Raw genomic sequence first — 22,648 nt, 5'->3', positions numbered from 1 at the left:
AGAAGTGCTTTGCCCCGGGGGCTCGTTCTCGACTCCAAAGGGGTTTCTTTTTTTTCTTATAATCCACGTCACAATCCTGCCCGGTGAACTGTCATATGGTTGAACATCAAATTTATACCGTAAAGGGGAACTGAACATGGAACTGCGAATGAATTACCGAACGGCTAATCCCGATGCCTTCAAGACGCTGCTAGCCCTTGAACAAGCCGTGCAAAAGAACGGGCTGGATCACAAACTGTACGAGATCATTAAACTCCGCGCATCCCAGATCAACGGCTGCTCCTTCTGTGCAGATATGCATTCCAAGGATCTGCTGGCCATGGGTGAGAGCGTGGATCGGCTGCTTCTGCTGCCGATGTGGCGAGAGGTTCCGATTTACTCCGAAGCGGAGCGTGCGGTCATCGAATTGACGGAATATGTGACCAAGCTGTCTGAGGCAGGGGTTCCCGCCGAGGTGTACGAACGTGTGCGGAAGCATTTTGACGAGAAGCAATACGTCGATTTAATTATGGCGATCACAACGATTAATGCCTGGAACCGGATCGGCGTTGCTACGGGCCTGTTCCCGGGCTGTTTTGATTAAAAAGCCGCAATTTGTCGGGATTGACCACCAGAAAAATCTGGCGGATCCGGGATAGGTCGGGCTCCCAATCGACTGTAAGCACCATGGAAACCCTGCCATCCCGTCTCAGCAGCAAACCGGGCTCTCCGTTGACGGAAACGGGTTCAAACCCCTCCCGGAATGAGCCCTTGGCGTACAATCCCTCGAAAAAAGCACATACCCGTTTCACACCCAATATCGGATTGAGGGCTGCCCTGGTCTTGCCACCTCCATCCGAGAGCAGGGTAACCTCTTCTTTCAGCAATGATAGCAGCGGCTTAAATTGGCCCATATCGGACGCTCGCAGGAACGCTTCAACGAAGCGTTCCTGCATTTCTGTCCGGGGTCCAGCGCCGGCTGGATCCTCGCGGGCAGGCCCCATCTTCTGCCGCGCCCGGCTGAAGGTCTTGCGGCAGCTTACCTCCGTCTTTCCCAGCATTTCCGCTATGACCTCATATTCGAGGCCCAACGTTTCCTTGGCGATATAAATGGCTCGCTCCAGCGGCGTTAATCGCTGAAGCAGCACAAGGTACGCATACCCAATATTCTCGCGGCGTTCCGCAGGATCGGCGCGTGTCAGCATATCATAGTCAGGCATCGGCTCCGGCAGCCAGGGACCTGTATACGTTTCGCGCTGCCGTCTGGAGGATTTCAGCAGATTGATACAGCGGTTGGTTGTCATTTTAGCCAAATAGGCCTTCTCGTTCACAATGTCTCCCCGGTCCAGCCCCATAAAATGTGAAAAAACATCCTGCACGATGTCCTCCGCATCCGCTGCATTTCCCAGCATCCGGTAAGCAAGGCCAAACATCATCGGCTTGTACTGCGCATAGATCTGATCCAATAACATAAGGCACACCTTCTCACTCTGTATATTATGGCATGAACACCAATACCAACATGACAGATGAACGCCGCGATCTGTGACATCTTGACGTTCTTCATCGGAGTAGTTTGGCTCACATGTGGATGCAAACCTTATCTGTAATAATCCGCCGCGATCGAGTGAACACAAGATGATCTTCGGATAATATCGCAGTCAGTCCCCTCTTTTTGCATATAACGTCACCTTTTCTATATAGTATACGAAAACTTAAACCCTACTCTATGCGTATTCCCTGATCCATGAAAGGGGCCAGTTTGTCAGAGAATTTCAAGGTCAGTGGAGGCGAGGGACCATTATCCAATATGTACATTGTGACAACCATCGATAAATCTATCGACATTTGGGTAATTTTTAAATAACATATGTGATGACTCATCACAGCGTACAGGTTTATGAGCTTAGAAAGTAGGTTAGATATGAAAAACTCCACCCCCTTACGCCGCGTTGAACTCGGATATTTCCTGCTGATTGCTCTTGCCATGGTCCAGCAACTGATGATTTACTGGAACATTTACGTAAACCAAACGTTTACTTTCACGGAATTCATGTTCAGCATTGGCACCCTTGCCGCCCTGTTGATCGGTTTTTTTCTTCCGGTAGGGGTTTCGACGGTTACGGTCTTTGTGTTTCTTGTCACTTATTTTGTATGGCTATCCACCTTGGCACCCGTCAATGCACTCACGCTGTCCTGGATTCTGCTCCTGCCCGCCAATACCGCTGTTGCGATTCTCATCAAGCTGGCCCTTGTCCGAAGCCGGAGGTTTATTAAACGTCTGGAGCAATTAAGAAAAACCAACCCGGATATCGATATTGACACTTCCCTAGGAAGTAAAGATGCATTCGAGGACACACTAATGAAACAAGCCAATTTGGCCAATCGGTATTCGGATCAATACGGATTTTGCATCGTGATGTTCAAACTCGATTTTCTCCCCTTAACCAGGGAATCCGTCGGCTCACACCGCTTTGCCAAACTGATTATGGAGTTATCCCGCACCATTCAGAAGCAGATTCGCTACGAGGACTATAAATTCTCCATTGGTGAAGGGCGTTTTATCATCCTGTGCCCCCTCACCAAGCCAGAGTACCTCAAAAGCTTGATGGAACGCATCAAAATCGCCATGATGAACGTGCCCTTCCGCGATAAAAAAGGAATGTCGCTTAAGCTGGTGGTTCGCGCCGGTGGCCTCGTATTCCAGAAGGAACAATTCAGCAGGTACGAAAACATCGATGACATTATCTCCGCATTAGAACGAAATACGGAAACCGACCTGATCGGGGAGTATATTTAACCCGTGTACAACATGATTATAAGGAGGCCTACGATCCGATGGCGTACACCAGCTGGTTTATCCCTCTATGCATCGGGGTCAGTATTGTTTTCTTCATTTCCATCCTTCTTCTTACGGTGGCGACCTTAAGCTTCCGGTCAAAAATCAAACGAAAGTACGATCGGGGGAGGTTCAGTGACTGACTTTTTGCTGGTCATCTCGATCATCAGTATATGGGTTGCCGTTCTGGAATCCATCATTATTATGGCCGGCGCGATTCTGTTCATCCATAAACAAAGCCGTCAGAAGCTGGTCAACCCCAGCAATCTGGAGGATTTCCCAACCGTAACGGTTATGGTGCCCGCGCATAACGAGGAGCTGGTCATCCAAGCAACGGTCGAGCATATTCTGCAGATGAATTACCCTCATCACAAAATGCAGCTGATTGTCATTGCCGACAATTGCAAAGATCATACGGCCGAGCGCTTACGCGCATTAAAAGCCAATGAGCGCTACCGGGACCGCAACTTTATCATCTTAGAGAGAACCGGAACCGGCGGCAAGTCGGGGGCCTTGAACGATGCGCTCAAGCAGGCCACAGGCGAATGGATCTGTGTCTATGATGCGGATGCCGCGCCTGAGAAGAATGCGCTGCTGTTCCTGACGCAGAAGGCGATGGAGGAGCCTGAACGCTATGGTGCGGTCTTCGGACGCAACAAAGCCCGAAATCGCGGACAGAATTTTCTGTCCCGCTGCATCAATCTGGAGCTGGTTACCATTCAGCGCGTGCACCATACCGGTCTATGGCAGCTTTTTAAGCTGGGTACCATTCCAGGCACGAACTTTATCGTGAAGACTGGGCTGATCCGGGAAATCGGCGGATGGGACGAACATGCGATTACAGAGGATACCGCTATATCGTTCGAGATTCTGACACGAGGACAGCTGATTGCGCTGGCTCCGCAAGCTGAGGCTTATCAGCAGGAGCCCGAGGATCTGAAGGTCTACATGAAGCAGCGCGAACGCTGGGCCAAAGGAAACTACAGCGTGGTTACCGATAATATTCATCACCTGTTTGACCGGACAAGCTGGCGGATCAAGCTGCACGTGCTGTATTACGCGGCCAGCTACTTCTGGTTCATGATTGCCATCATCATCTCGGATATCATCTTCGTCGCAAACATCGTGTACCAGATCATCGCGCTGTTTAACCCGGCTGTGGTCTCTCCCTTCCGGTTTGAGGGGGACGTGTACATGTACCTGATCATTGCATGGGCGTTAATGTATTATATCTACGTCCTCCAGATCAACCTGGCGCTCGCCACGGACATTGGTCAGAGCAACACACGCAACTTCATTCTATCCTGCGTATCGTATTTCACCTACGCCCAGCTGTTTCTGGTTATATCCATCAAAGCCTTTGTCTCCATGATGAGGGACAAGATCACGGGCAGAGAGTCCAAATGGTATAAAACCGAGCGGTTTGGATGATTAGGCGTATGCTGATCATGAAGAAGAGCGAGTTAGTGGGGCATTCCCCTCCTGACTCGCTCTTTTTTTCGTGCATTTTAACTCCGTATTAGACATGTTTATTCTTCAACAGGCAGGTGGAATTCCAGTTCAGGTATATATGTTTTTTTATGCTCTGAACTATACACATAAGGTCTGACCGTGATGGATTTCGGTTTGGTTGGGAACGGTTCGTACATGAACGTGAATGTAAGATGGCTGCCGGAGCCGCTGCCCATGGCACCAAGGGATTTGGCTATTTCCCCCTTCTCGTTCATCACCTCATAATCAATATTTATGAAATCTTCCACTTTATATTGATCAGGAACAGATTCAATGAACTCCTTAAGATGCTGGCCTGGCTTACCCGTGATGCTAACTATCATTTGCATTGTGGCAGGGGTAATTTTAAAGCTGCTGATCTCCATATGGATATTGTCATGTATATTAGGCTCCTCCGATTTAAGGACCGCACGATCTGCAGCGCTATTTTTGACCGGAATGCTGAATCTAAACGGCTCCGATACGCTGATGTCTCGAATAACGACCTCTAATGTGAACTCGTCGGGCAGTCCCTCTGGCGACAAGTTCACGATATCCGAATTCGGCGCGCCATCCCCTACTCCCGTAATGCTGTAACCGTAATTCCCCAGTTCCTCCCCATCCACGTAAAATTGGACCCCATTCACGTCCCCGCGCTGACTGGCCTTACTGCCTAATTGACCAAACGATTCATTCTTGCCATCGATGGTCTGCCGGGTCAATACCATTGAAATACGACTTCCGTCATACATCAATTCTGATATGCTTATCGTAATCCCATCATGGGCAACACTCTGTTGAACTTCCGTTATCATGCCCTGTCGGCTAGCTGTTTTTAACCCTTCATCCCCGTCATTCAGAAAAATGCTACCTAAAACCGGTATGTTTTTTAGAGCTTCGGCCATGACCGGGGAGATGAAACCCGATCCGATAATCAGTAACCCCGACGCCGCCACAGCCACCAACAAACCAGTCCAATATCGCTTTTTTCGAACAGGAGGACTATTCTCTATAATCCGATAAGTATGGTCTAAACGCATACGGATCGTATCCGGCAACTGCTGAACTTCCCCTGCTTCATCCTTCGCCTGTTCAAGTTCGTGATTAAGGTCATGGTTCATACGTTAACCTCCCCTTCTTTATGATTGGTAAGCCATTCTGATAATGTAACCCGAGCCCGGTGAAGACGCGTCTTAACAGCACCTTCGTTCAAATCAAGCATTTCCGCAATCTGTCGTAAAGGTAAATCCCGAAAATAATGCAGGATAATGATGGTGCGAGACACCTCCTTCAGTCTGTACACGGCTTCGCGCAGATCGATCCTAACCTCCGGGTTTGGTGCATCATATTGGGCTTCATCCAGGTTTAACAAGGGAATCATGCTGCTTCTTCTTCGGATGATAGTGTTGCATTCATTGATCAGGATGCGAAACAGCCATGTTTTGAAGAAGGACGGTTGCCTTAAACTCGGGAGCGATTTATAAGCTTTCAATATGGCTTCCTGCATGGCATCTGCACAATCCTCATCGTGTCGGAGAATGGCCTTCGCTATGCTGTACATTTGCAATTCTAACGGTTTAATCAGATTAATAAATGCCTCATGATTTCCATTCTTGGCGAGTTTAATCTCTGAATCTTGCTCCAATTCCAAAGCATAACCTCCCTTCAGAGCATCTTCGTTAACCAGATTTATGTTGGATGATTTCAATGATTAGATGTCCGGGGCTTTCAAAAGGTTACACCCATACTGTATGTATTATATCGGAGCCACACCAAAAGCTCCCGCAAGTTCAGTGAACCTGCGGGAGCTGTTATCTTAGGATATAAAAGTCTTTAAGGGGCTAAAAGTACGCAATAACACTTCGGATTGATAACTCACAGCCAGTAGTCCTTCTTTCAAAAAACCAGCTGCCGCAGTTCAATTATCTTTTAACTGCTTCTGCTTATCACGAAGCTTCTCGGGCGTTACATCGTTTCCGGCGGGATCCACGATGCTTAATCCCGAGAAGGTGCTGAGTACTTGTCCGCGAATTTCAAGCAAATATTCTTGGCGCAGGACCTGTTGCTCGTCTTTTTCCGCTGACGTGAGTGTGCCCTCCCGCTGTTTTTGGGCCAATTGATTAATCCGGGTTAAGCTTTGAATCATGAATATCGCCTCTTTTCCGTTGAATTCATTTCGTATTTTATCTTAATATAAAGATATAATATTTCAAGACATTTGTCAATACTCCCCTTTCCCACTTCCACCTCATAGTCGCCCAATTCCTTGATCGACAGCGCTGTCCTGGCTCAAACTTTATATTTCGGGTTTATTCATTTGCCATTCGTGGTTAATGTTAGTAGTGAAAACTTGGTTTTCGCAGCATACTAACAAACAGGTCCTTTATCCCTTAGGAAAAATTACTTATTCCTTTCTGGTGAACTTGCAATATAATAGAAGAACTTAACTCTAAACTACTGGGGGACCGTCTATGAAATCTACGCAAAACATCCCGGCAACGGGGAAAAACGACCGTTTTTCTTCGGCTGGTTTTATTCTGGCCGCGATCGGGAGCTCTGTCGGTCTCGGTAATATGTGGAAGTTCCCCTATATTACGGGCGAAAATGGCGGGGCAGCTTTCTTCCTGCTCTTCATCATCTGTCTCATCGTCGTTGGTTTGCCTGTTCTGCTGGCAGAGCTCGCCATCGGACGAGCCGGACGGGGAAGTGCAGCCACTTCCTTCGTGAAAGCCGGCGGTCCCAAAGCTTTCGGGCGTCTGGGACTGCTCCAGGTTATTGCTCCGTTTCTCATTCTGACTTTCTACGTTATCGTGGCTGGCTGGACGCTTCATTACGCAGTGATGTCCTTTAGCGGCAGCCTGTACAGCAATACGGACTTCGGTGGTCAGTTCAGCTCATTTACGGAGGGCTACATGCCGATTGTATGGCAGGTGGTTGCTATTGCAATCACAGCATGGGTCGTGGCAAAAGGCATCTCCGGAGGCATTGAGAAATTCAACAAGGTGCTGATCCCTGGCCTGATCATTCTGCTGGTTGTGTTGATGATTCGGGCGGTGACCTTGCCGGGAGCCGGGGAAGGCGTGTCCTTCTTCCTGAATCCTGACTTCTCGAAGCTGAGTCCGGAAGCGGCACTGGTCGCGTTAGGACATGCCTTCTTCTCGCTATCGCTGGGTATGGGGATTCTGCTGACGTATGGAGCTTACGTGGATAAGCGGCAATCGCTAGGTCCGGCAACCCTTGCCATCGGTGCAGGTGACCTGATCTATGCGTTTATTGCGGGTCTCATTATTTTCCCGACTACCGCTTCCTTCGGTATCGAGCCGGATTCCGGACCTTCGCTTGTCTTTATTGCACTGCCGGCTGCCTTCTCGGCCATGCCATTGGGTGCTTTTTTCGGAGGGTTATTCTTTGTCCTTCTAGCTATTGCCGCACTGACCTCCTCTGTATCCCTGCTGGAGGTGCCTACCTCTTACGTCATGGACCGCTGGGGTTGGGGACGGACCAAATCCGTCATGATCATCGGTGCGTTGGTTATGCTGGTTGGTCTTCCCTCCGCGCTATCATTCGGCATCTTACCAGGACTAACCAATATAGGCGGCAAAAGCTTCTTTGATTGGCTGGATTTCATCACAGCTAATATCCTGCTTCCTGTCGGGGGATTAATTACGACGATCTTCGCGGGTTATTTCTGGAAGAGGGCTGCCGATGCCGCTGGTCTGAAGGCTGGCTGGTTCCGGGTATGGCTGTTCATGCTCCGTTATATTGCGCCAGTGCTTGTACTTCTGGTGCTGCTCCATACAACGGGTCTTATCAAGTTTGAATAGGTTGACCACAAGGCAATCTCTTAGCCTCTTGCGGGCGAACGAGGTTGCCTTTTTTTATTCCCTTGCCCCAGGTTTACGAATTGAGAGTGTTCTGAAAACGACATTATCGATATCAACTTGATGGGTATCAGAAAATTCCAGTAAAAAAAGGTGGAGCGAGTCATGAATTTTGAGTATGTATTTGGTGTTGGATTAACCTTAATTCAGTACCTCCTGCTGTTCTTCTGGGCCTATTGGATGCTTATCAGTCTCTTTGGCTTTGGCAAACCGAAGAGACTGAAAGAACATGAGCCTGAGAAACGATTCCTTCTTTTGGTTCCAGCGCACAACGAAGAAGCGGTAATTGGACACCTGGTAGAGAATCTTCACAACATGGATTACCCGAGGGATCTCTATGAAGTGTGTGTTATTGCTGATGGATGCAAGGATAGAACAAGTGAAATCGCTAGAAAACTCGGTGCAACCGTTATTGAACATACATACCTGCCAGGAGAGCAAAAGGGAAAACCATATGGAATCAAATATGCGATTGAGCAGTATGGAGATCGGTTAATCCATGAGTTTGACGGTATCGCTTTCTTTGATGCTGACAACCTCGTTTCGTTAAACTATTTAAGGGAAATGAATAACCACTTGTTGAACGGGGATAAATTAATACAATGTTACCTGGATTCCAAGAATCCGAATGACAACTGGGTGACCATAGGCTACTCCGTAAGCTACATTTTCATGAACCGCTCCTGGCAGCTTGCCAAGTCCCGGTTAGGCTTAGGAAATGCCATCGGCGGAACGGGGTTCTGCGTAGATACGACCCTATTCCAAACGATCGGCTGGACTGCTCGTTCCTTAACGGAGGATCTTGAGTTTACGATGCAGTGCTTGCTTGAAGGCGTACCCGCTAGGTGGTGTCATTTTGCACGCGTGTACGATGAGAAGCCGGAGAGTTTCAGATCCTCCTGCATTCAACGTCTCCGTTGGGCAAGAGGGCACTGGGATGTCTGCTTCAAATACGCTCACAGATTAATGTGGCGATTCGTCACCAGACTGGACTTTAAAGCCTTTGATGGTTTGATGTACCTGATTAATCCTGGAAAAATTGTATTAAGTGCAACCACAAGTCTGCTTGTGTTCATATCTATGGCTACCGACTTATTAGATGCTCATCATTTGATTCCTTGGCAAGTATGGGTGATATGCTTGTTGTTCCAATTCATTTACGTAGGATACGCTCAGTTCCTCGATTCGAAGAATAAAGTCGGCATTTTCCGAAGCTATGTGTACCTGTACTTCTTCAATCTGACTTACGTACCGCTATTTCTTTGGTCACTCATCACCATGAAGAACGTCAACTGGAATCCAACAAAGCATACAAGAGCCCTTCAGTTGAGCGAGATTGAAGTGGATCAATAGCAATGTACATAGTGGATGAATATCACCAAAGCCGCAGGGAGCCTAGGCTCCCTGCGGCTTGCATTTCATCAGACCCATGACAAAGACTAGCAAACCAGGCTTTTAGCTCCAATACGCTAAGCGTGTGTTTCTCCTTTTTAAGCTGCTGAAACTACTATATATTTCGGACATTCCGCCAGCAATCGCTATTTCCCGAGAAATAATGACAAGCGCTCAGACCAATCTAAATTTATTATAAAATTAATTTTCATATTGAATGATAACTTACTAACATTTCCAGGATGAAGTAAAGAAACTATCGCCAAAAAAACCCGACACACTCTCAAATTGAAAGTCCATCGGGCTACCATTTACCATTATTCATCACCACTCGATTATTACAGCATCGCTTGCAGCCGGACGATCGCCTGTGCCCGATCCACCACTTCCAATTTGCTGTAGAGATTACTAATATAATTACGGGCAGTACCTTCGGCGATGTGCAGCATATCTGCGATTTCCCGGTTGTTCAGCCCCTGGACCATCAGTCTTGCCAATCCCTCTTCCCTTTCGGTCAATCGGATTCGATCCAGCCGGTTTCTCCGCATCACAGGATGGCCCTCCGTCATTTTGCTCATCCTTGCCGCCAATTTGGCTGCAACCGGAGCAGGAAGGATAAATTGGCCCGCGACCGTATCACGGATCGAGGCAATCATTTTATCTGCATCCATATCCTTCAACATATAACCGTTCGCTCCATGCGCCATTCCTTCTACAATGTAATCCGTCTCAATAAACGTAGTCAGAATGAGAATATAAATATCCGGATGGCTCTGCTTAATGTGCTTCAGGGCTTGAATGCCGTCCATGACGGGCATTTGAATATCGAGCAGCACGAGCCTGGGACGGAGTGTCTCCACCATTTCGCAAGCTTCTTCTCCGTTCTTGGCTGCACCGACCACCTCCATGTCATCTTCCAGATCCAGAATCGCCCGAAGGCCTTCCCGTGTTAACAGCTGGTCATCAGCAACTACAATCGTGATTTTTTCCATTCCTTTTCCCCAATCCATTGCATTTGGTAAGGCAAATCAATCCACAGCATACAACCCTGTCCAGGTCTGGAATCGACCGACAAGCTGCCTCCCAGTTGTTCAACACGTTCTCTCATCGCTTTCAGTCCAAAACCCATCACAATCATGCGAGCTCCAATGCCATAATCCTGAAGCCTGAACTCCAGCCTATCTCCCACAGGCATCAGGCTAAAATGAAATTCCTTGCTTCCCCCATGACGGATTCCGTTAGTCAAGCCCTCCTGCAGCGCATGATAGATCGTCTTCTTGTAAGCCGTGGATAGCCACTCGGGCAGATCGTGGATAGCCGCATGAATGATGACGCCCGTATTTCGCTCCGTGTCCCGGATCAGCTCGTGGAGCATGTTGGCAAGGTCTGCATACTTGTCCTCCTTCAACATGTGCACGGAGCCCCGTATTTCATTCAGGCTGTGCCGAACCAGATCCTGTGCCTCATTCAGCCGCTGAACACCGCCCTGCATGTCCTTATAGAGCAGCCTCTTTCCGGCTTCAATCTGCAGAATCGTCGACGTAAGCGTGTGCCCAACAATATCATGAATTTCTTGAGCAATGCGATTCCGCTCCTCATAGACAGAGGCCTCTGCCAATGCAGCGGATGTTTCCCGCATCGAGCGCTCCAGGCTTCGCGTTCTCTCCTCCACTTGCTGCTCCAGATTCTCCTTCAAATATTGGATTCCGGTATATAACTTAGCATTAGCAATCGAGATGGCGCATTGCGAGCCCAGCAGCTTCAGTACATCCAGCCGCTGTGGTGTAAATACGCTTCGTGACAGCTTGCTCTCCAAGTAGAGCACGCTGATCGACTTGCTGCTCTATATCAGATGCAGCACTTCCCTGCACTATGAAATCAAAAGATTCATCCCGTAATGGACAAAACGAATGGTGAAAACAGACCTCCTGTCAGAAGGTCTGTTTTCATGGCCTTGCATATTACTGCCAAGCATACCTTCCATTAGTTCCCCCATCTTCCGAAACAAACACCTCTTTCTATGTATTAATGATGTTTTTCATCGTTGTACCGAACACATATCATTTAATATAATGGAAGGGTCGTTCGACAAATAGTGAGTGCTGTCATCAAATTGTCATGTGACATTGATCCGTTTTTGGCGTGATGTAAGGTGTTTACCAAGTATTCGTGCCGCATCGTGCAGATTACTCAGGGTCAGGGGAAGTGCTTTCGGGTTTCTTCTTCTCTTGAGGAGCTTCTTCCAGTTTGAATTTATGGATGTCAATTCCTAGCTGAATACAAACGTCTTCTATTTTCAGATTAATAGTCATACATCACCCCAATGTACTCGCTATGACCTTACTTGTTATCCATCGATTGAAATCATGTTTCGTATCCAAAGCTAGGCGCCTTATGTCTCCTAAATATAATGCAAGATCCGGTGACACCAATAGTGTGCGTTGTCATCAATATTGTCATATGACATCCACCTCGATTTGGTTAATAAGGAAATAAATGCAATAAAATAACACTGATTATATTGCTCTTTTATTTATTTTCCACGCCATATTTTCAATACGGCACCCGCTTTAGTCAGCATCATGCCGCTCGTTGCCAGCAATGAGTGAATTCCAGTTCCTAGTCAATCCCTCCCTCACCCAGCCGGTTCATCCCGTCCCACACAAACCCCGAATCTGAGTGTTGTCCCGAACCATGTCTGTTAGTCTTTGAATCGCCTCTATAAGTTCTGTAGTTGGAAATAACGAGTTTATCACAGATTTCGGAGAGGACTTTCCATTTGAGGGGAACGAAAAAGATCCCTCATCCGTTTTACACGGTATAAGGGATCCCTTCTATAATGTGTATCTGCATCCATCCGGGCAAAACCGCCCATGGACGGACATTCTATGGTCACTTACGCCTGAACCTCTGCTGCTTCCACTGCCCAGTTGATAAATGTATCTGTGCTCTCAAGGCGTTGACCGTCCAGCTCAATGACAATGTTCCAGCCCTGAGGATTGCGAACGGTCACGATCCGTCCAGCTCCCGCTTGCTGCGGTGCAATAGAGATATCCAGCTCGGCTTCACCTATCTTGAGATTGCTCAAGCTGCACTCACGATCCGACCACGAGGTTGGAAGCTGAGGCTTGATATGGACCGTCTTCGCATGCGCACTTGGCGTCACGCCGAAGAAGTGGCGGATAACCGGAACCGTGAGGGCATACAGCGTCCATGCCTGTACCACGCAGCCGTAATCCGGGGACATCTCGGAAAAAGAGCCCGGGAGCACTTTCGAGAAGGACCCCAGCATTCTGCGCAGCAGTGCCAGCGCCTCGTCCGGATGGCCGTTGGCCGCTTCCGCTACCGCATGAACACCCGTCGAGATCGTCATGGTGCCTTGCTTATAGATCCCTGCAAGATAGGTGCCGTACTCTCCAATGAAGATGTCGGAACGCATAGTTTCAAGCGCCCGCTCGGCCTTCTCCGGATCGGCGATTCGGGTCTCCATCGGCGTCACGATGACCCAGTTCTTGTTAAGCAGCCATCCACGGTCAGCCTTCGCATCTTTGGCTTCCGTTAACATCTTCTCCAGGTACTTGCGATATCCCTGAATCCCTTCCCTCTCCGCCAGGGAAACCATATAATCGACCTTCGGTTCTATATCGCTTCTCGAAGCAACCGCATCTGCGTACAAACCTTCCGACTCGCACCAGTACACTTCGTTAATGGCGCGTACTGCCCGGTCTGCAAGCTCATTATACTTCTTCGCGTTCTCTTCCTCGCCCAGATGCCTGCTCATGTCCACCATGGCCTGCAGAGCCTGCGCGGTATACACCGCACTGTCGATCAGTTCCATGTTAAGGCCTGCAATCTCAATGATGCCATAACCCGAAGGGAACAGGTCCCCGTCCGGATCCATTTCTTGCAGAAGCCAATCGATACCCTTCACGCAATAGCGGTAATGGCGCTGCAGCAGCTCTTCATCTCCCGTCCAGCGGAACAGCTCCCATACAAAAGCGATATAATGAGCCGTCTCCTGGGTATTCCCCGGGTTCGATACGGCGCCCATGGTCGTGATCTCATGCACGATTCTGCCGTTGCCGTTGGCTTCCTCCGATTTTTGCAGCAGAAGATTCAGCGTATCCTTCGCCAGCTGTGCATCCCCGATAGCAAGCACGCCTTGAAGGGAGTACGTATTGTCGCATCCAAACCACCATGGATAGGTAGGTCCCCCGGCAGTTAAGCCGCGTCCAATTCCATCCACCTTCTGCACCAGCCACTGATTGTTCCACTTGGCCCATTTAAAGGCTTCATTCAGCAGATCCTCACCGGCGATTTCCAGCTTCGCGCGGTTCTCCACTACTTCATACAGTGCCTTCTTCTCCTGAAGAAGCTCCTCATGCGAAGAGACAAGCTTGTTATATACCGCTGCACTCTCCTCCTGAGATTCGTAGGAACCGGCAACAAACAAACGGAATTGCAGTGTCTCCTTCTCCTGAAGCTCGATCACTCCGCTCCGGAAGACGACACCCGTCCCGTTTCCGGCCGTAAACTCCGGCCCGTACACGGAGGCTCCCGTCTCTACCTCGGTCCCTGGTAAATCCGTACCGATCTGGACATACCAGTCATGGGCGCTGTCCTTCACCGCAACGGTTCGTTCGGAAGACAGGATGACTTCATCCTGTTCGCCGTCTATAATGCCGATTTCATCGGAGAACCAAACGGGACGAAGATCGGTACGAGCCAGCAGCTCCAGCTTCAGCCGCGTGGTTCCTTTTCCATAGGACAGCAGCTGGTAATCGGCCACCATTCCTTTTTCCAGCTCAGGGGCGAACTGAACACGCTCCAGCCGGACCGGAATATGGCCAAGGCCATGATCGTATTGGAACCGGCTGCCCCAAGGCTCACTCGTGAAGCTGTCCGAGCGGGACCAAACCGAAATGTTGCGGTCGATATCCGTGATTCTCAGCCAGAAGCCGTCCAGCAGCTTGATCGGGTGAAGCCATACACCACCCATCTCGTTAGCGACATGGTGTCCGAAATCCGGGAAATAGCCATCCTGGGTTCCGCAGATTTTCATATACTCACCGGCGTTATAGTATAGATTGAAGGGGTGTCTGCTATTTAATCCTGATGTACCCTGCATGTCAGCCTCCTATGGCATCCATCCGATCAACCTTTAATCGCTGAGGAGATGGATATGCCTTCGATGAAATATTTTTGTGCCAGGAAAAATACGATTAATGCCGGCAGCATAATCAGAATCGTAGCCGCCATCAGCATGTTCCATTCGACGTTATACAATCCCTTAAACATGGAAAGACCCAGTGCCAGCGTATATTTATCACTGGAGTTCAGATAGATGAGCGGTCCCTGAAAATCATTCCAGACGCCCATGAAGGTAAAGATCGATACGGCAATCAGCGGTGCCACCGACAGCGGCAGAACGATCCGGGTAAAGATCTGGAACCGGTTGGCTCCATCCACAAAGGCGGACTCGTCCAGGTCCCGGGGAATGCCGCGCATGAACTGGCGGATCAGGAATATATTAAAGGCTCCGCCGCCAAAAAACGCAGGAATGATCAGCGGCAGGAAGGTATCCACCCAACCGATCTCCTTAAACATAATGAACATCGGAATCATCGTAACCTGGGAAGGCAGCATCATCGTTGCCAGCAGCACCAGGAACAGCGTTCGTTTGCCTTTGAAGTTAAATCTTGCGAATCCGTAAGCACAGATGGCCGAAGATAATACGGTTCCGATTAAGACCGGAATCAGAATCATGACGGTGTTGCCCAGGAACTTGAAGAATGGTACGGCCTGCACGGCATCCCGGTAGTTGGTCCAATGCCACACGGTCGGGAAGAAGTTATCTTTGAACACCTCGGCCGGTGATTTCAGTGAGGTGAAGAAGGTCCACAGTAACGGAACAATGACGATAAGAGCCCCGGTAATGAGCGCCAGCATGGACAGGATATGCGGCAGGCTGATACGCTTGGCAGATTGATTCATGAATGACGCCTCCTTTAATCCTTATCATCGTCGCCCTGGTAATACACCCACATGGACGAGCTTCGAATGACAATCAGAGTAAATACAAGAATGATGACAAACAAGATCCAGGATAATGCCGAGGCATAACCCATCTCATAATCCTGAAATGCCTTGTTATAAAGATACAGGTTATAGAACAATGTAGAATTGAGCGGACCTCCGTTGGTCATGACAAAAGCTTGGGTAAAGTATTGGAACCCGCCGATAATCCCCATGATCAGGTTGAAGAATACCGTTGGCGATATCATCGGCAGCGTGATGCTGAAGAACCTCCGAATACGTCCGGCACCGTCCAGTTCGGCTGCTTCATGCATATCCTCCGGCACGCTTTGCAAGCCGGACAGATAAATAATGATGGTATTGCCGACACCCCAGATTCCCATTACAATGAGTGCTCCGAGCGCATAGGACGGGTCTTGAAGCCAAGCCGGGCCCTGGATGCCGAACCATCCAAGCGCTTTGTTCAATATTCCGTATTCGGGATTGAAGATCATCACCCACATCATCGATACGGCAACGGCCGGAATGACGGACGGCATGAAATAAATCAAGCGGAATACGTTCATGCCGCGGCTGCGCATATTGAGCAGCACCGCGATCAACAAGGACACGATTTGGTAGAGCGGCACCGATACCAGTGCAAATATAAAGGTTACCTTTAGCGATTGATAGAACAATTCGTCATGGAAAATCGCCTTGAAGTTGTCCAGCCCAACCCACTCGATCGATTGCACGCCCGTGATGATGTCCCACTTGCTGAAGGCTAGCAGCAGTGAGAACAGCATCGGGCCAATCGTAAACAGCAGAAGTCCCAGAAGCCATGGCATGATGTACAAGTAGCCGGCCCAATCCGATTTTGACTTTCGCATAACAGCCTCCTTGATGAAGCAGGTGAAGCGCATGATTATGCGCTTCACCTGTCATTTTTACTTGATTTTGCTATCCACGTTTTTCGCGGCTTCATCCAAAGCGCCTTTCACATCCTGCTGCTTCAGCAAAATCTTCTCCATGGCTTTGGTGAATTCTTCAACAAAAATCGGGCCATGGGTAGAGCGCAAGGTGACTGGCTTCTTCGCATAATCCATCATTTCGATAACCGGCTTGTCCGCAACTTCGTTAGCTTTCACTTCTTCCAGTTCCGTTACGGTTGCTGGAAGAACCTTGCCGTTCTCGGAGCGAAGCTTCTGGGCTTCGGTACCAGACAACCATTTCAACAGCTCATAAGCTTCCTGTTTGTGTTTGCCGTTCGCATTGATCGCCCAACCTGCACTAGCGATAATGCTGGTGCGTGTTCCGTCCTCACCGGTCGGAATCAGGGCTGAGCCGTATTCCACGTCCGATTTGTCCAGATCCGTCTTCACCCAGCGGCCTGTCACCATCATGGCCAATTTATCCGTCATGAACATAGAGGAGTCACCGCCAAGCGTCTCGGCATCCTGAGGGGTAGGCGATACGCGGTCTTCGCCTTGCGATAGCGCCACATATTTTTCAATAGCGGCTACCGTCTTCTCACCGTTCATGAACCCTTCGGCTTGCGTTCCATCTTCATTGGCTATATCTGTTCCATGATCCCAGAGGTACGTGTAAATCGGATATTCCCACTTGCCGGCATTGAAGCCGAATTCGGTATATTTATTGCCTTCCTTCTTGGTCAGTTTCTTGGAAGTTTCGATCAATTGATCCCATGTCCAGTCATCAGACGGGTATTCCAGGCCAGCTTCGTCAAACATGCGTTTGTTGTACCAGAGCGCCAGCGGATTGAAATCCTTCGGCAGATAGTACTGCTTGCCGTTGATGTTCATATTGTCGATCAGATCCTTCTGGAAGATATCCAGACTGAAATCACTATCCTTGCTTAAGTAGTCATCGAGCGGTTCCACAACACCTTTTTCAACATATTTGAAGTAATCGCCTTCGCCGATCAGGAACACGTCGGGTGCTTGTCCGGCTGCAAGTGAAGTTGTCAATTTCGTGCCATAGCCTTCACTTGGAATCGGCTCGAATTTCACCTGAATATCCGGGTGAGCTTTATTGAATTCATCAGCAAGCTTCTGCTCATTCGCGCTGGCGTTCACATCCCCCCATACGGTAAACGTCAGGTTAACCTTCTCGCCTGCAGCCCCGTTGCCAGACTCCCCGCTCTTACCGCCGCAAGCGGATAATGCCAAAGCAGCGATGATGACCATACTAAGCATTGTTGACCATTTCCAATTCTTTTTCATTGAATGACCCTCCTGATTGTTCAATATTGGATTTGAAGCTCTGTTGAGAACTTGATGGGGTTGCCGTGAATGACCAGCTGCACTTCCTGATCCGAATTTGCGGTCAGCGTCAAGGTCTCCCGGTTGATATGGACCTCCAAACGCTGCCCCTGCCAGTACAGCGGGAAGGAAAGCTCATCCCATGCTTTGGGCAGATTCGGATTCATATGCAGCTCTCCGCCAAGCATGCGCACTCCTGCGAACCCCAGCACGACGCATTCCCATATGCCGCCAAGTGAAGCGGAGTGAACACCGGCATCAGAAGAATACATGTACGGCCCCAGATCGATTTGCGAAGCCCGTTCAAACAGCTGATAGGCCAGATCCCGATCACCAAAGTCATTCGCCAGAATGCTGTGCGTTGACATGGAGAGGGAGGAATCATGAAGCGTTTTCGGCTCATAGTAGTCATAATTCGCTCGCTTCACTTCTGGCGTGAATTGATCCTCCAGCAGAAAGAACAGCATCATAATATCAGCCTGCTTGGATACCTGCATTTCCCCAACCTGATCCAGGTTATAGTCGTCGAAGATGCTGCCTACCTTGCTCTGCAACTTATATGGTGTTAAGTCGATGAGTTTCTTCTGTAAGTACGTGTCATCCTGCGGGATAATCCCATCCTGGTTTGGCTGTGGCAAATAGATTTGCTCAATCTTGCTCTGCCACTCGTTCATAGCTTCCTCCAGTTCCAGCTTCCCGTTCAGCGATTGGAACAAGTCAGCATTCGAATTCTGGAGACTGTGATAGTATTCCATAGCCAGTCGAATATTAAAGGAAGCCATATAATTCGTGAATGCGTTATTATCCACATGCTCCTTGTACTCATCCGGGCCCACTACCTCATTGATTTCATATACACCCTTGGCTTCGTTCCACTCCAGACGGCTGGCCCAGAATTTAGCGGTATCAAATATCATCTCGTAGCCGTATCGGTCCATAAAGTCCTGGTCGCCTGTCGCTTTGTAATAGTGCCATACCGCATAAGCAACATCGGATGTAATATGCTGTTCAATGAAACCGGACCAAATCTTAATCTGCTTGCCGGTTACGATATCCACCTGTCCCCACTCCGGCGTGACTTCGCCATCGCTTGGCCAAGCGGCCTCCCAAGGATACATCGCGCCTGTGAAGCCGTTCTCAATCGCTTTTGCTCTGGCGCCTTCCAGACCAAGATAGCGATACTCAAGCAAAGAGCGGGCGACCTCGGGATGGGTATAGATGTAGAATGGCAGGATGAAAATTTCCGTATCCCAGAAGGAATGACCCTTGTACCCCTCTCCGCTGAGCCCCTTGGCGCCGATGCCCATTCGCCGGTCATGTGCCGGTGTCATGATCACCAGATGATATATGGCAAACCGGACAGCCAGCTGATCGAAGGAGTTCGAAGATTGAATGGATACGTTGTATTGCTCCCAAACCTTGCTCCAGGCTAATTGATGTTCTGCAAAAAGCGGATCGTAACCAGCAGAATGGAACGCTTTCAATTCAGCCAGTGCATGCTGCCGAATATCGTCAAGGCTGGTTCCTTCAGCAAATTCACGGTCACGGCTTGTGAATACGGTTGCCATCTTCTCGAATTCGAGACAATCGCCCGCCGCTACATCAAATGCATAGGATACGGCCACTTTACGACGATCGATATCCATCTTGGGGGCTGTATCAATCTCTTGTTGATTTAACCGGAGTCGATGCGCCGCACCATGGACGAAATCCACCTTGGACTCGGTTGTCGTCTGAATCAGCTCAAGGAAGGTTTTATCGTAAATTCGCTTCTCACCCTCGTGGAAATGCTGACTGCCGCTGTTGCTGACCTGCCCGTCGATACCGGAGTTAATTACCAGTGTTATGCCCTCGTTCAGAGGAGTTATGCTAACCTTCAAACCGATCTGGTGCAGCTTGGCTAATGAGACAAAGCGCCTGAACTCAAATCGGATTTTCTTGCCCTCGTATTCCCAGATAAAACTTCGCACGAGCTCTGCATCGCGAATGTTCAGCATTCGCTCATACTCGGTCACCGTTCCCCGCTCCAGCGAGAACCTTGTACCGTCTATCCGGATGTCAAGTCGAGTAATATCCGCCGTATTCGGAAGCTCCGTCACCTCGAATTCATCGAATTTATTAAATGTGCCGTTAACGAACAGGTTTCTCTTCTCCCCGATATACGACTCTTCCGCAGCTGATCGGAGACCCATATATCCATTCCCAAGCGACATAATCGCTTCACACTTGCCTAAAGCCAGCGGATTGAATTGCACCTCGGCAAATGACCATTTCTTCAAATCTTCAGACTGTACCTCGTTGTAGCTCAGCATGGTTGTCATCCTCTCCAACTGTTTTTTCTCTATTTTTTGTAAGCGATACCTAAATCGTTTTCGATACTGCCAAAAAAATACCGAAAACGATTTCGAAATGAGCCTAAAATAAAAGCTTTCTTCACGCGAAAACGTTTTCGATAACATTATTGCACTATTATTGTCTCTCTGTCAACAATTTCGAAAGAAAGAATTTTGTGATATCCTGGCGTTTGATTCTCCAGCATCTTGATGACTTCCTCAAATGCCGAATAGCCGATTCTTGTGAAGTCCTGCCTGACCGTTGACAACCTGGGAGTCGTATAACTGGAGAGTACGATATCGTCAAAGCCCATGATGGAGATATCCTCTGGAATTCTAATGTTCAGCTCGCGGCAGCGCGTCATAAATCCGATGGCCATCAGATCACTGGATATAAAAACTGCGGTCAGATTCGGATGCCTCTCCAAGTACGGCTCGGTAGCCTCATACGCTACTTGCTCGCTGAAATCCGCTTCGATTACCCGCTTCGGATCATATACGAGTCCCGCCTCTTCAAGTGCTTCCCGGTATCCCTGAAGACGCTGCACGCTAACCGCTGCAAAATTGTGCCCATTGATCATGCCGATCTCACGGTGCCCTTTATCAATTAAATACTCCACGGCTTTTCTGGCGGCGCCTACGTTGTCCGTAATGACCGATCCGGTATGGGGACCGACAATGTCTGCATCCACTACCATGCATGGAAACTCACTGTTCACCAGCTCGTCAAAATATGGATCCGTTGTACGTAGTCCTGAAATCACAACGCCGGCAATTTTGTTTTCCTTACAGAACTGCCAGTACGATTTATCCTGCTGTTCAGACAAACTACGCGTATAGATCACCACTTCATATTGATAATGCTGTGCTGCGGCATAGACGCCGGTCATGATTTGAAACATAACACCATCTTTGCCGTTTGCCTGTTCAAAGTTCGATATGATCAGCGCAATGGTCTTGGTGACCTTGTGCTTAAGGTTTTTGGCAAGGCGATTCGGGAAATAGTTCAGCTCCTGCGCAGCCTTCATAACCTTTTCTTTGGTGGTTTCGCTTACATCGGAATAGCCGTTCAGAGTCTTGGAAACGGCTGAAATCGATACATTTGCCAGCTTGGCCACATCTTTGATTGACACCATTTATATCACCACTACCATTCGTTAGATTCACATACTATTGTATCCGTTACCAGTAAAATAGCAACAAAACGGATAAATTAGGAAGAAAAAAACGGTTCAATATCATACAAAAAGTGTAAATAATTTCAGCCTTTCCGGGGCTCTGTGGATGCATGATCGCATCTTCCATTGCAAATCCTATACCTGGATTTATTACTAGTATGGGAGGAATTCAATTGGAGCGTTTTGACCCGGAACTGGTCTTTTTCGAGCCGGCCGCTTTGGAGTATCCGCTTGGCAAAAAGCTTCATGCATGGTTTGAAGAGTTAGGCACTCCCATCAAAATGACCACTTCCCATAATCGGGTAACCGGCATTCCGGGGGAGACCGAAACTGAAAAATACCGCAACGCTAAACGCACCCTCGTTGTCGGGATTCGAAAAACTCTGGAATTTGATACGTCCAAGCCGTCTGCAGAGTATGCCATCCCGCTTACCACGGGATGTGCAGGACATTGTCATTACTGCTACCTCCAAACTACTATGAGCTCGAAGCCTTATGTTCGGATTTACGTCAATCTGGATGAAATTCTGGATCGGGCGAAGCAGTATATCACAGAACGTTCACCGGAAATTACCCGGTTCGAGGCGGCTTGTACCGGCGATCCCGTCTCCCTGGAGCATCTGACCGGAGCACTGGCATATTACATTGAATTCATGGCTAAGCAAGAACATGGACGGCTCCGATTCGTGACCAAATTCGCCAACATTGATTCCTTGCTGAACGTCGAGCACGGCGGACATACCCGGGTCCGATTCTCCATCAATTCCGATTATGTCATTCGGTATTTCGAGCCCGGAACCTCTTCCTTTGAAGAACGGATCGAAGCAGCGGGCAAAATTGCGGAAGCCGGATATCCGCTGGGTTTCATCATCGCTCCGATTGTCAAGTATGACGGATGGCAAGAGGGCTATTGGCATCTGCTAGAGAAGCTTCACGAGCGGTTAAGCCACGTAGAGGTAAAGGATCTAACATTTGAACTCATTCAACATCGGTTTACCAAAACAGCCAAAAACACCATTTTGAAGCGTTATCCGAAAACCAAGCTGGACATGGAAGAAGAAGACCGGCAGCTTAAATGGGGAAGATACGGAAAATTTAAATATGTCTATAAAGCAGAGACCGTTGAAGAATTCCAGCAGCTGTTCGAAAAGGGAATCAAGGAATATTTTCCAAAAGCGGAAATTGCGTATTTCGTGTAATCGGGTACACGCACCCAGCCCTGATCCGAAACTTTATTCTCCGCTCAACATGATAACGG

Annotated in this window: 18 protein-coding genes; 6 read left to right on the top strand and 12 right to left on the bottom strand. The window is 48.8% G+C overall.

Annotated elements, in window-relative coordinates; translation table 11 throughout:
• The first annotated feature begins 136 nt into the window (after positions 1-136).
• Complete coding sequence (locus M2277_RS09700; protein ID WP_006207754.1) at positions 137-583, top strand: carboxymuconolactone decarboxylase family protein; 447 nt, start codon at positions 137-139, stop codon at positions 581-583.
• Here the strand turns inward: M2277_RS09700 and M2277_RS09695 are convergent.
• Positions 552-1,451, bottom strand: a complete 900-nt coding sequence (locus M2277_RS09695; RefSeq protein WP_006207753.1) for a sigma-70 family RNA polymerase sigma factor — start codon at positions 1,449-1,451, stop codon at positions 552-554. The two genes, M2277_RS09700 and M2277_RS09695, sit on opposite strands and share 32 nt — an antisense overlap.
• A gap of 452 nt (positions 1,452-1,903) precedes the next feature.
• Here M2277_RS09695 and M2277_RS09690 point away from each other — a divergent pair, with 452 nt between their 5' ends.
• The gene (locus tag M2277_RS09690; RefSeq protein WP_006207752.1) at positions 1,904-2,779 is read left to right on the top strand and encodes a GGDEF domain-containing protein; all 876 of its coding nucleotides are present in this window, start codon (positions 1,904-1,906) and stop codon (positions 2,777-2,779) included.
• Positions 2,780-2,953: 174 nt separating this feature from the next.
• The gene (locus M2277_RS09685; RefSeq protein WP_006207750.1) at positions 2,954-4,249 is read left to right on the top strand and encodes a glycosyltransferase family 2 protein; all 1,296 of its coding nucleotides are present in this window, start codon (positions 2,954-2,956) and stop codon (positions 4,247-4,249) included.
• Between the two features lie 98 nt (positions 4,250-4,347).
• On the opposite strand, the gene M2277_RS09680 is transcribed toward M2277_RS09685, so the two are convergent.
• The 3 genes from M2277_RS09680 to M2277_RS09670 form a co-directional block, all read right to left on the bottom strand.
• Entirely contained in the window at positions 4,348-5,430 is a 1,083-nt protein-coding gene (locus M2277_RS09680; protein WP_006207749.1) for a DUF4179 domain-containing protein, read from the bottom strand.
• On the bottom strand, positions 5,427-5,960 hold the full coding sequence (locus M2277_RS09675; RefSeq protein WP_006207748.1) for a sigma-70 family RNA polymerase sigma factor: 534 nt from the start codon (positions 5,958-5,960) through the stop codon (positions 5,427-5,429). The genes M2277_RS09680 and M2277_RS09675 overlap by 4 nt, the downstream gene beginning before the upstream one ends.
• Before the next feature lie 267 nt (positions 5,961-6,227).
• Positions 6,228-6,455, bottom strand: a complete 228-nt coding sequence (locus tag M2277_RS09670; protein WP_006207747.1) for a DUF896 domain-containing protein — start codon at positions 6,453-6,455, stop codon at positions 6,228-6,230.
• Positions 6,456-6,780: 325 nt separating this feature from the next.
• On the opposite strand from M2277_RS09670, the gene M2277_RS09665 reads away from it, so the two are divergent.
• Positions 6,781-8,133, top strand: coding sequence for a sodium-dependent transporter (locus M2277_RS09665; RefSeq protein ID WP_006207746.1), 1,353 nt, complete (start codon positions 6,781-6,783; stop codon positions 8,131-8,133).
• Positions 8,134-8,295: 162 nt separating this feature from the next.
• Positions 8,296-9,543: a glycosyltransferase family 2 protein gene (locus tag M2277_RS09660; RefSeq protein ID WP_006207745.1), complete on the top strand. Its 1,248-nt coding sequence runs from the start codon at positions 8,296-8,298 to the stop codon at positions 9,541-9,543.
• Between the two features lie 377 nt (positions 9,544-9,920).
• Here M2277_RS09660 and M2277_RS09655 read toward each other — a convergent pair whose 3' ends face one another.
• The 8 genes from M2277_RS09655 to M2277_RS09620 form a co-directional block, all read right to left on the bottom strand.
• Positions 9,921-10,574 (bottom strand): response regulator, encoded by a 654-nt coding sequence (locus tag M2277_RS09655; RefSeq protein WP_006207744.1) that lies wholly within the window; start codon positions 10,572-10,574, stop codon positions 9,921-9,923.
• On the bottom strand, positions 10,553-11,407 hold the full coding sequence (locus tag M2277_RS09650) for a sensor histidine kinase (protein WP_006207743.1): 855 nt from the start codon (positions 11,405-11,407) through the stop codon (positions 10,553-10,555). The genes M2277_RS09655 and M2277_RS09650 overlap by 22 nt, the downstream gene beginning before the upstream one ends.
• Before the next feature lie 1,071 nt (positions 11,408-12,478).
• Positions 12,479-14,710 carry an alpha-L-rhamnosidase-related protein gene (locus M2277_RS09645; RefSeq protein ID WP_006207741.1) on the bottom strand — a complete coding sequence of 744 codons (2,232 nt, stop codon included), beginning with the start codon at positions 14,708-14,710 and terminating at the stop codon, positions 12,479-12,481.
• Positions 14,711-14,736: 26 nt separating this feature from the next.
• Positions 14,737-15,576 carry a carbohydrate ABC transporter permease gene (locus M2277_RS09640; protein WP_006207740.1) on the bottom strand — a complete coding sequence of 280 codons (840 nt, stop codon included), beginning with the start codon at positions 15,574-15,576 and terminating at the stop codon, positions 14,737-14,739.
• Positions 15,577-15,590: 14 nt separating this feature from the next.
• The gene (locus M2277_RS09635) at positions 15,591-16,487 is read right to left on the bottom strand and encodes a carbohydrate ABC transporter permease (protein ID WP_100086460.1); all 897 of its coding nucleotides are present in this window, start codon (positions 16,485-16,487) and stop codon (positions 15,591-15,593) included.
• A 57-nt stretch (positions 16,488-16,544) separates the two neighbouring features.
• The gene (locus M2277_RS09630) at positions 16,545-17,840 is read right to left on the bottom strand and encodes an ABC transporter substrate-binding protein (protein ID WP_006207738.1); all 1,296 of its coding nucleotides are present in this window, start codon (positions 17,838-17,840) and stop codon (positions 16,545-16,547) included.
• Between the two features lie 20 nt (positions 17,841-17,860).
• Positions 17,861-20,191, bottom strand: coding sequence for a glycoside hydrolase family 65 protein (locus M2277_RS09625; RefSeq protein WP_006207737.1), 2,331 nt, complete (start codon positions 20,189-20,191; stop codon positions 17,861-17,863).
• Between the two features lie 146 nt (positions 20,192-20,337).
• A complete protein-coding gene (locus M2277_RS09620) occupies positions 20,338-21,348 on the bottom strand; it encodes a LacI family DNA-binding transcriptional regulator (protein ID WP_280754666.1) in 1,011 nt (336 codons plus the stop codon).
• A 215-nt stretch (positions 21,349-21,563) separates the two neighbouring features.
• Between M2277_RS09620 and splB the strand changes: the two genes are divergently transcribed.
• Positions 21,564-22,589 (top strand): spore photoproduct lyase, encoded by a 1,026-nt coding sequence (gene splB / locus M2277_RS09615; RefSeq protein ID WP_006207735.1) that lies wholly within the window; start codon positions 21,564-21,566, stop codon positions 22,587-22,589.
• The last annotated feature ends 59 nt before the right edge of the window (positions 22,590-22,648 follow it).

Source organism: Paenibacillus sp. LBL, from assembly GCF_029893715.1.
GTDB classification, from domain to species: Bacteria; Bacillota; Bacilli; order Paenibacillales; family Paenibacillaceae; genus Paenibacillus_AQ; species Paenibacillus_AQ glucanolyticus.
Note: the sequence above shows the minus strand (reverse complement) of the source record. Positions and strands in the feature narration are given on the sequence as shown.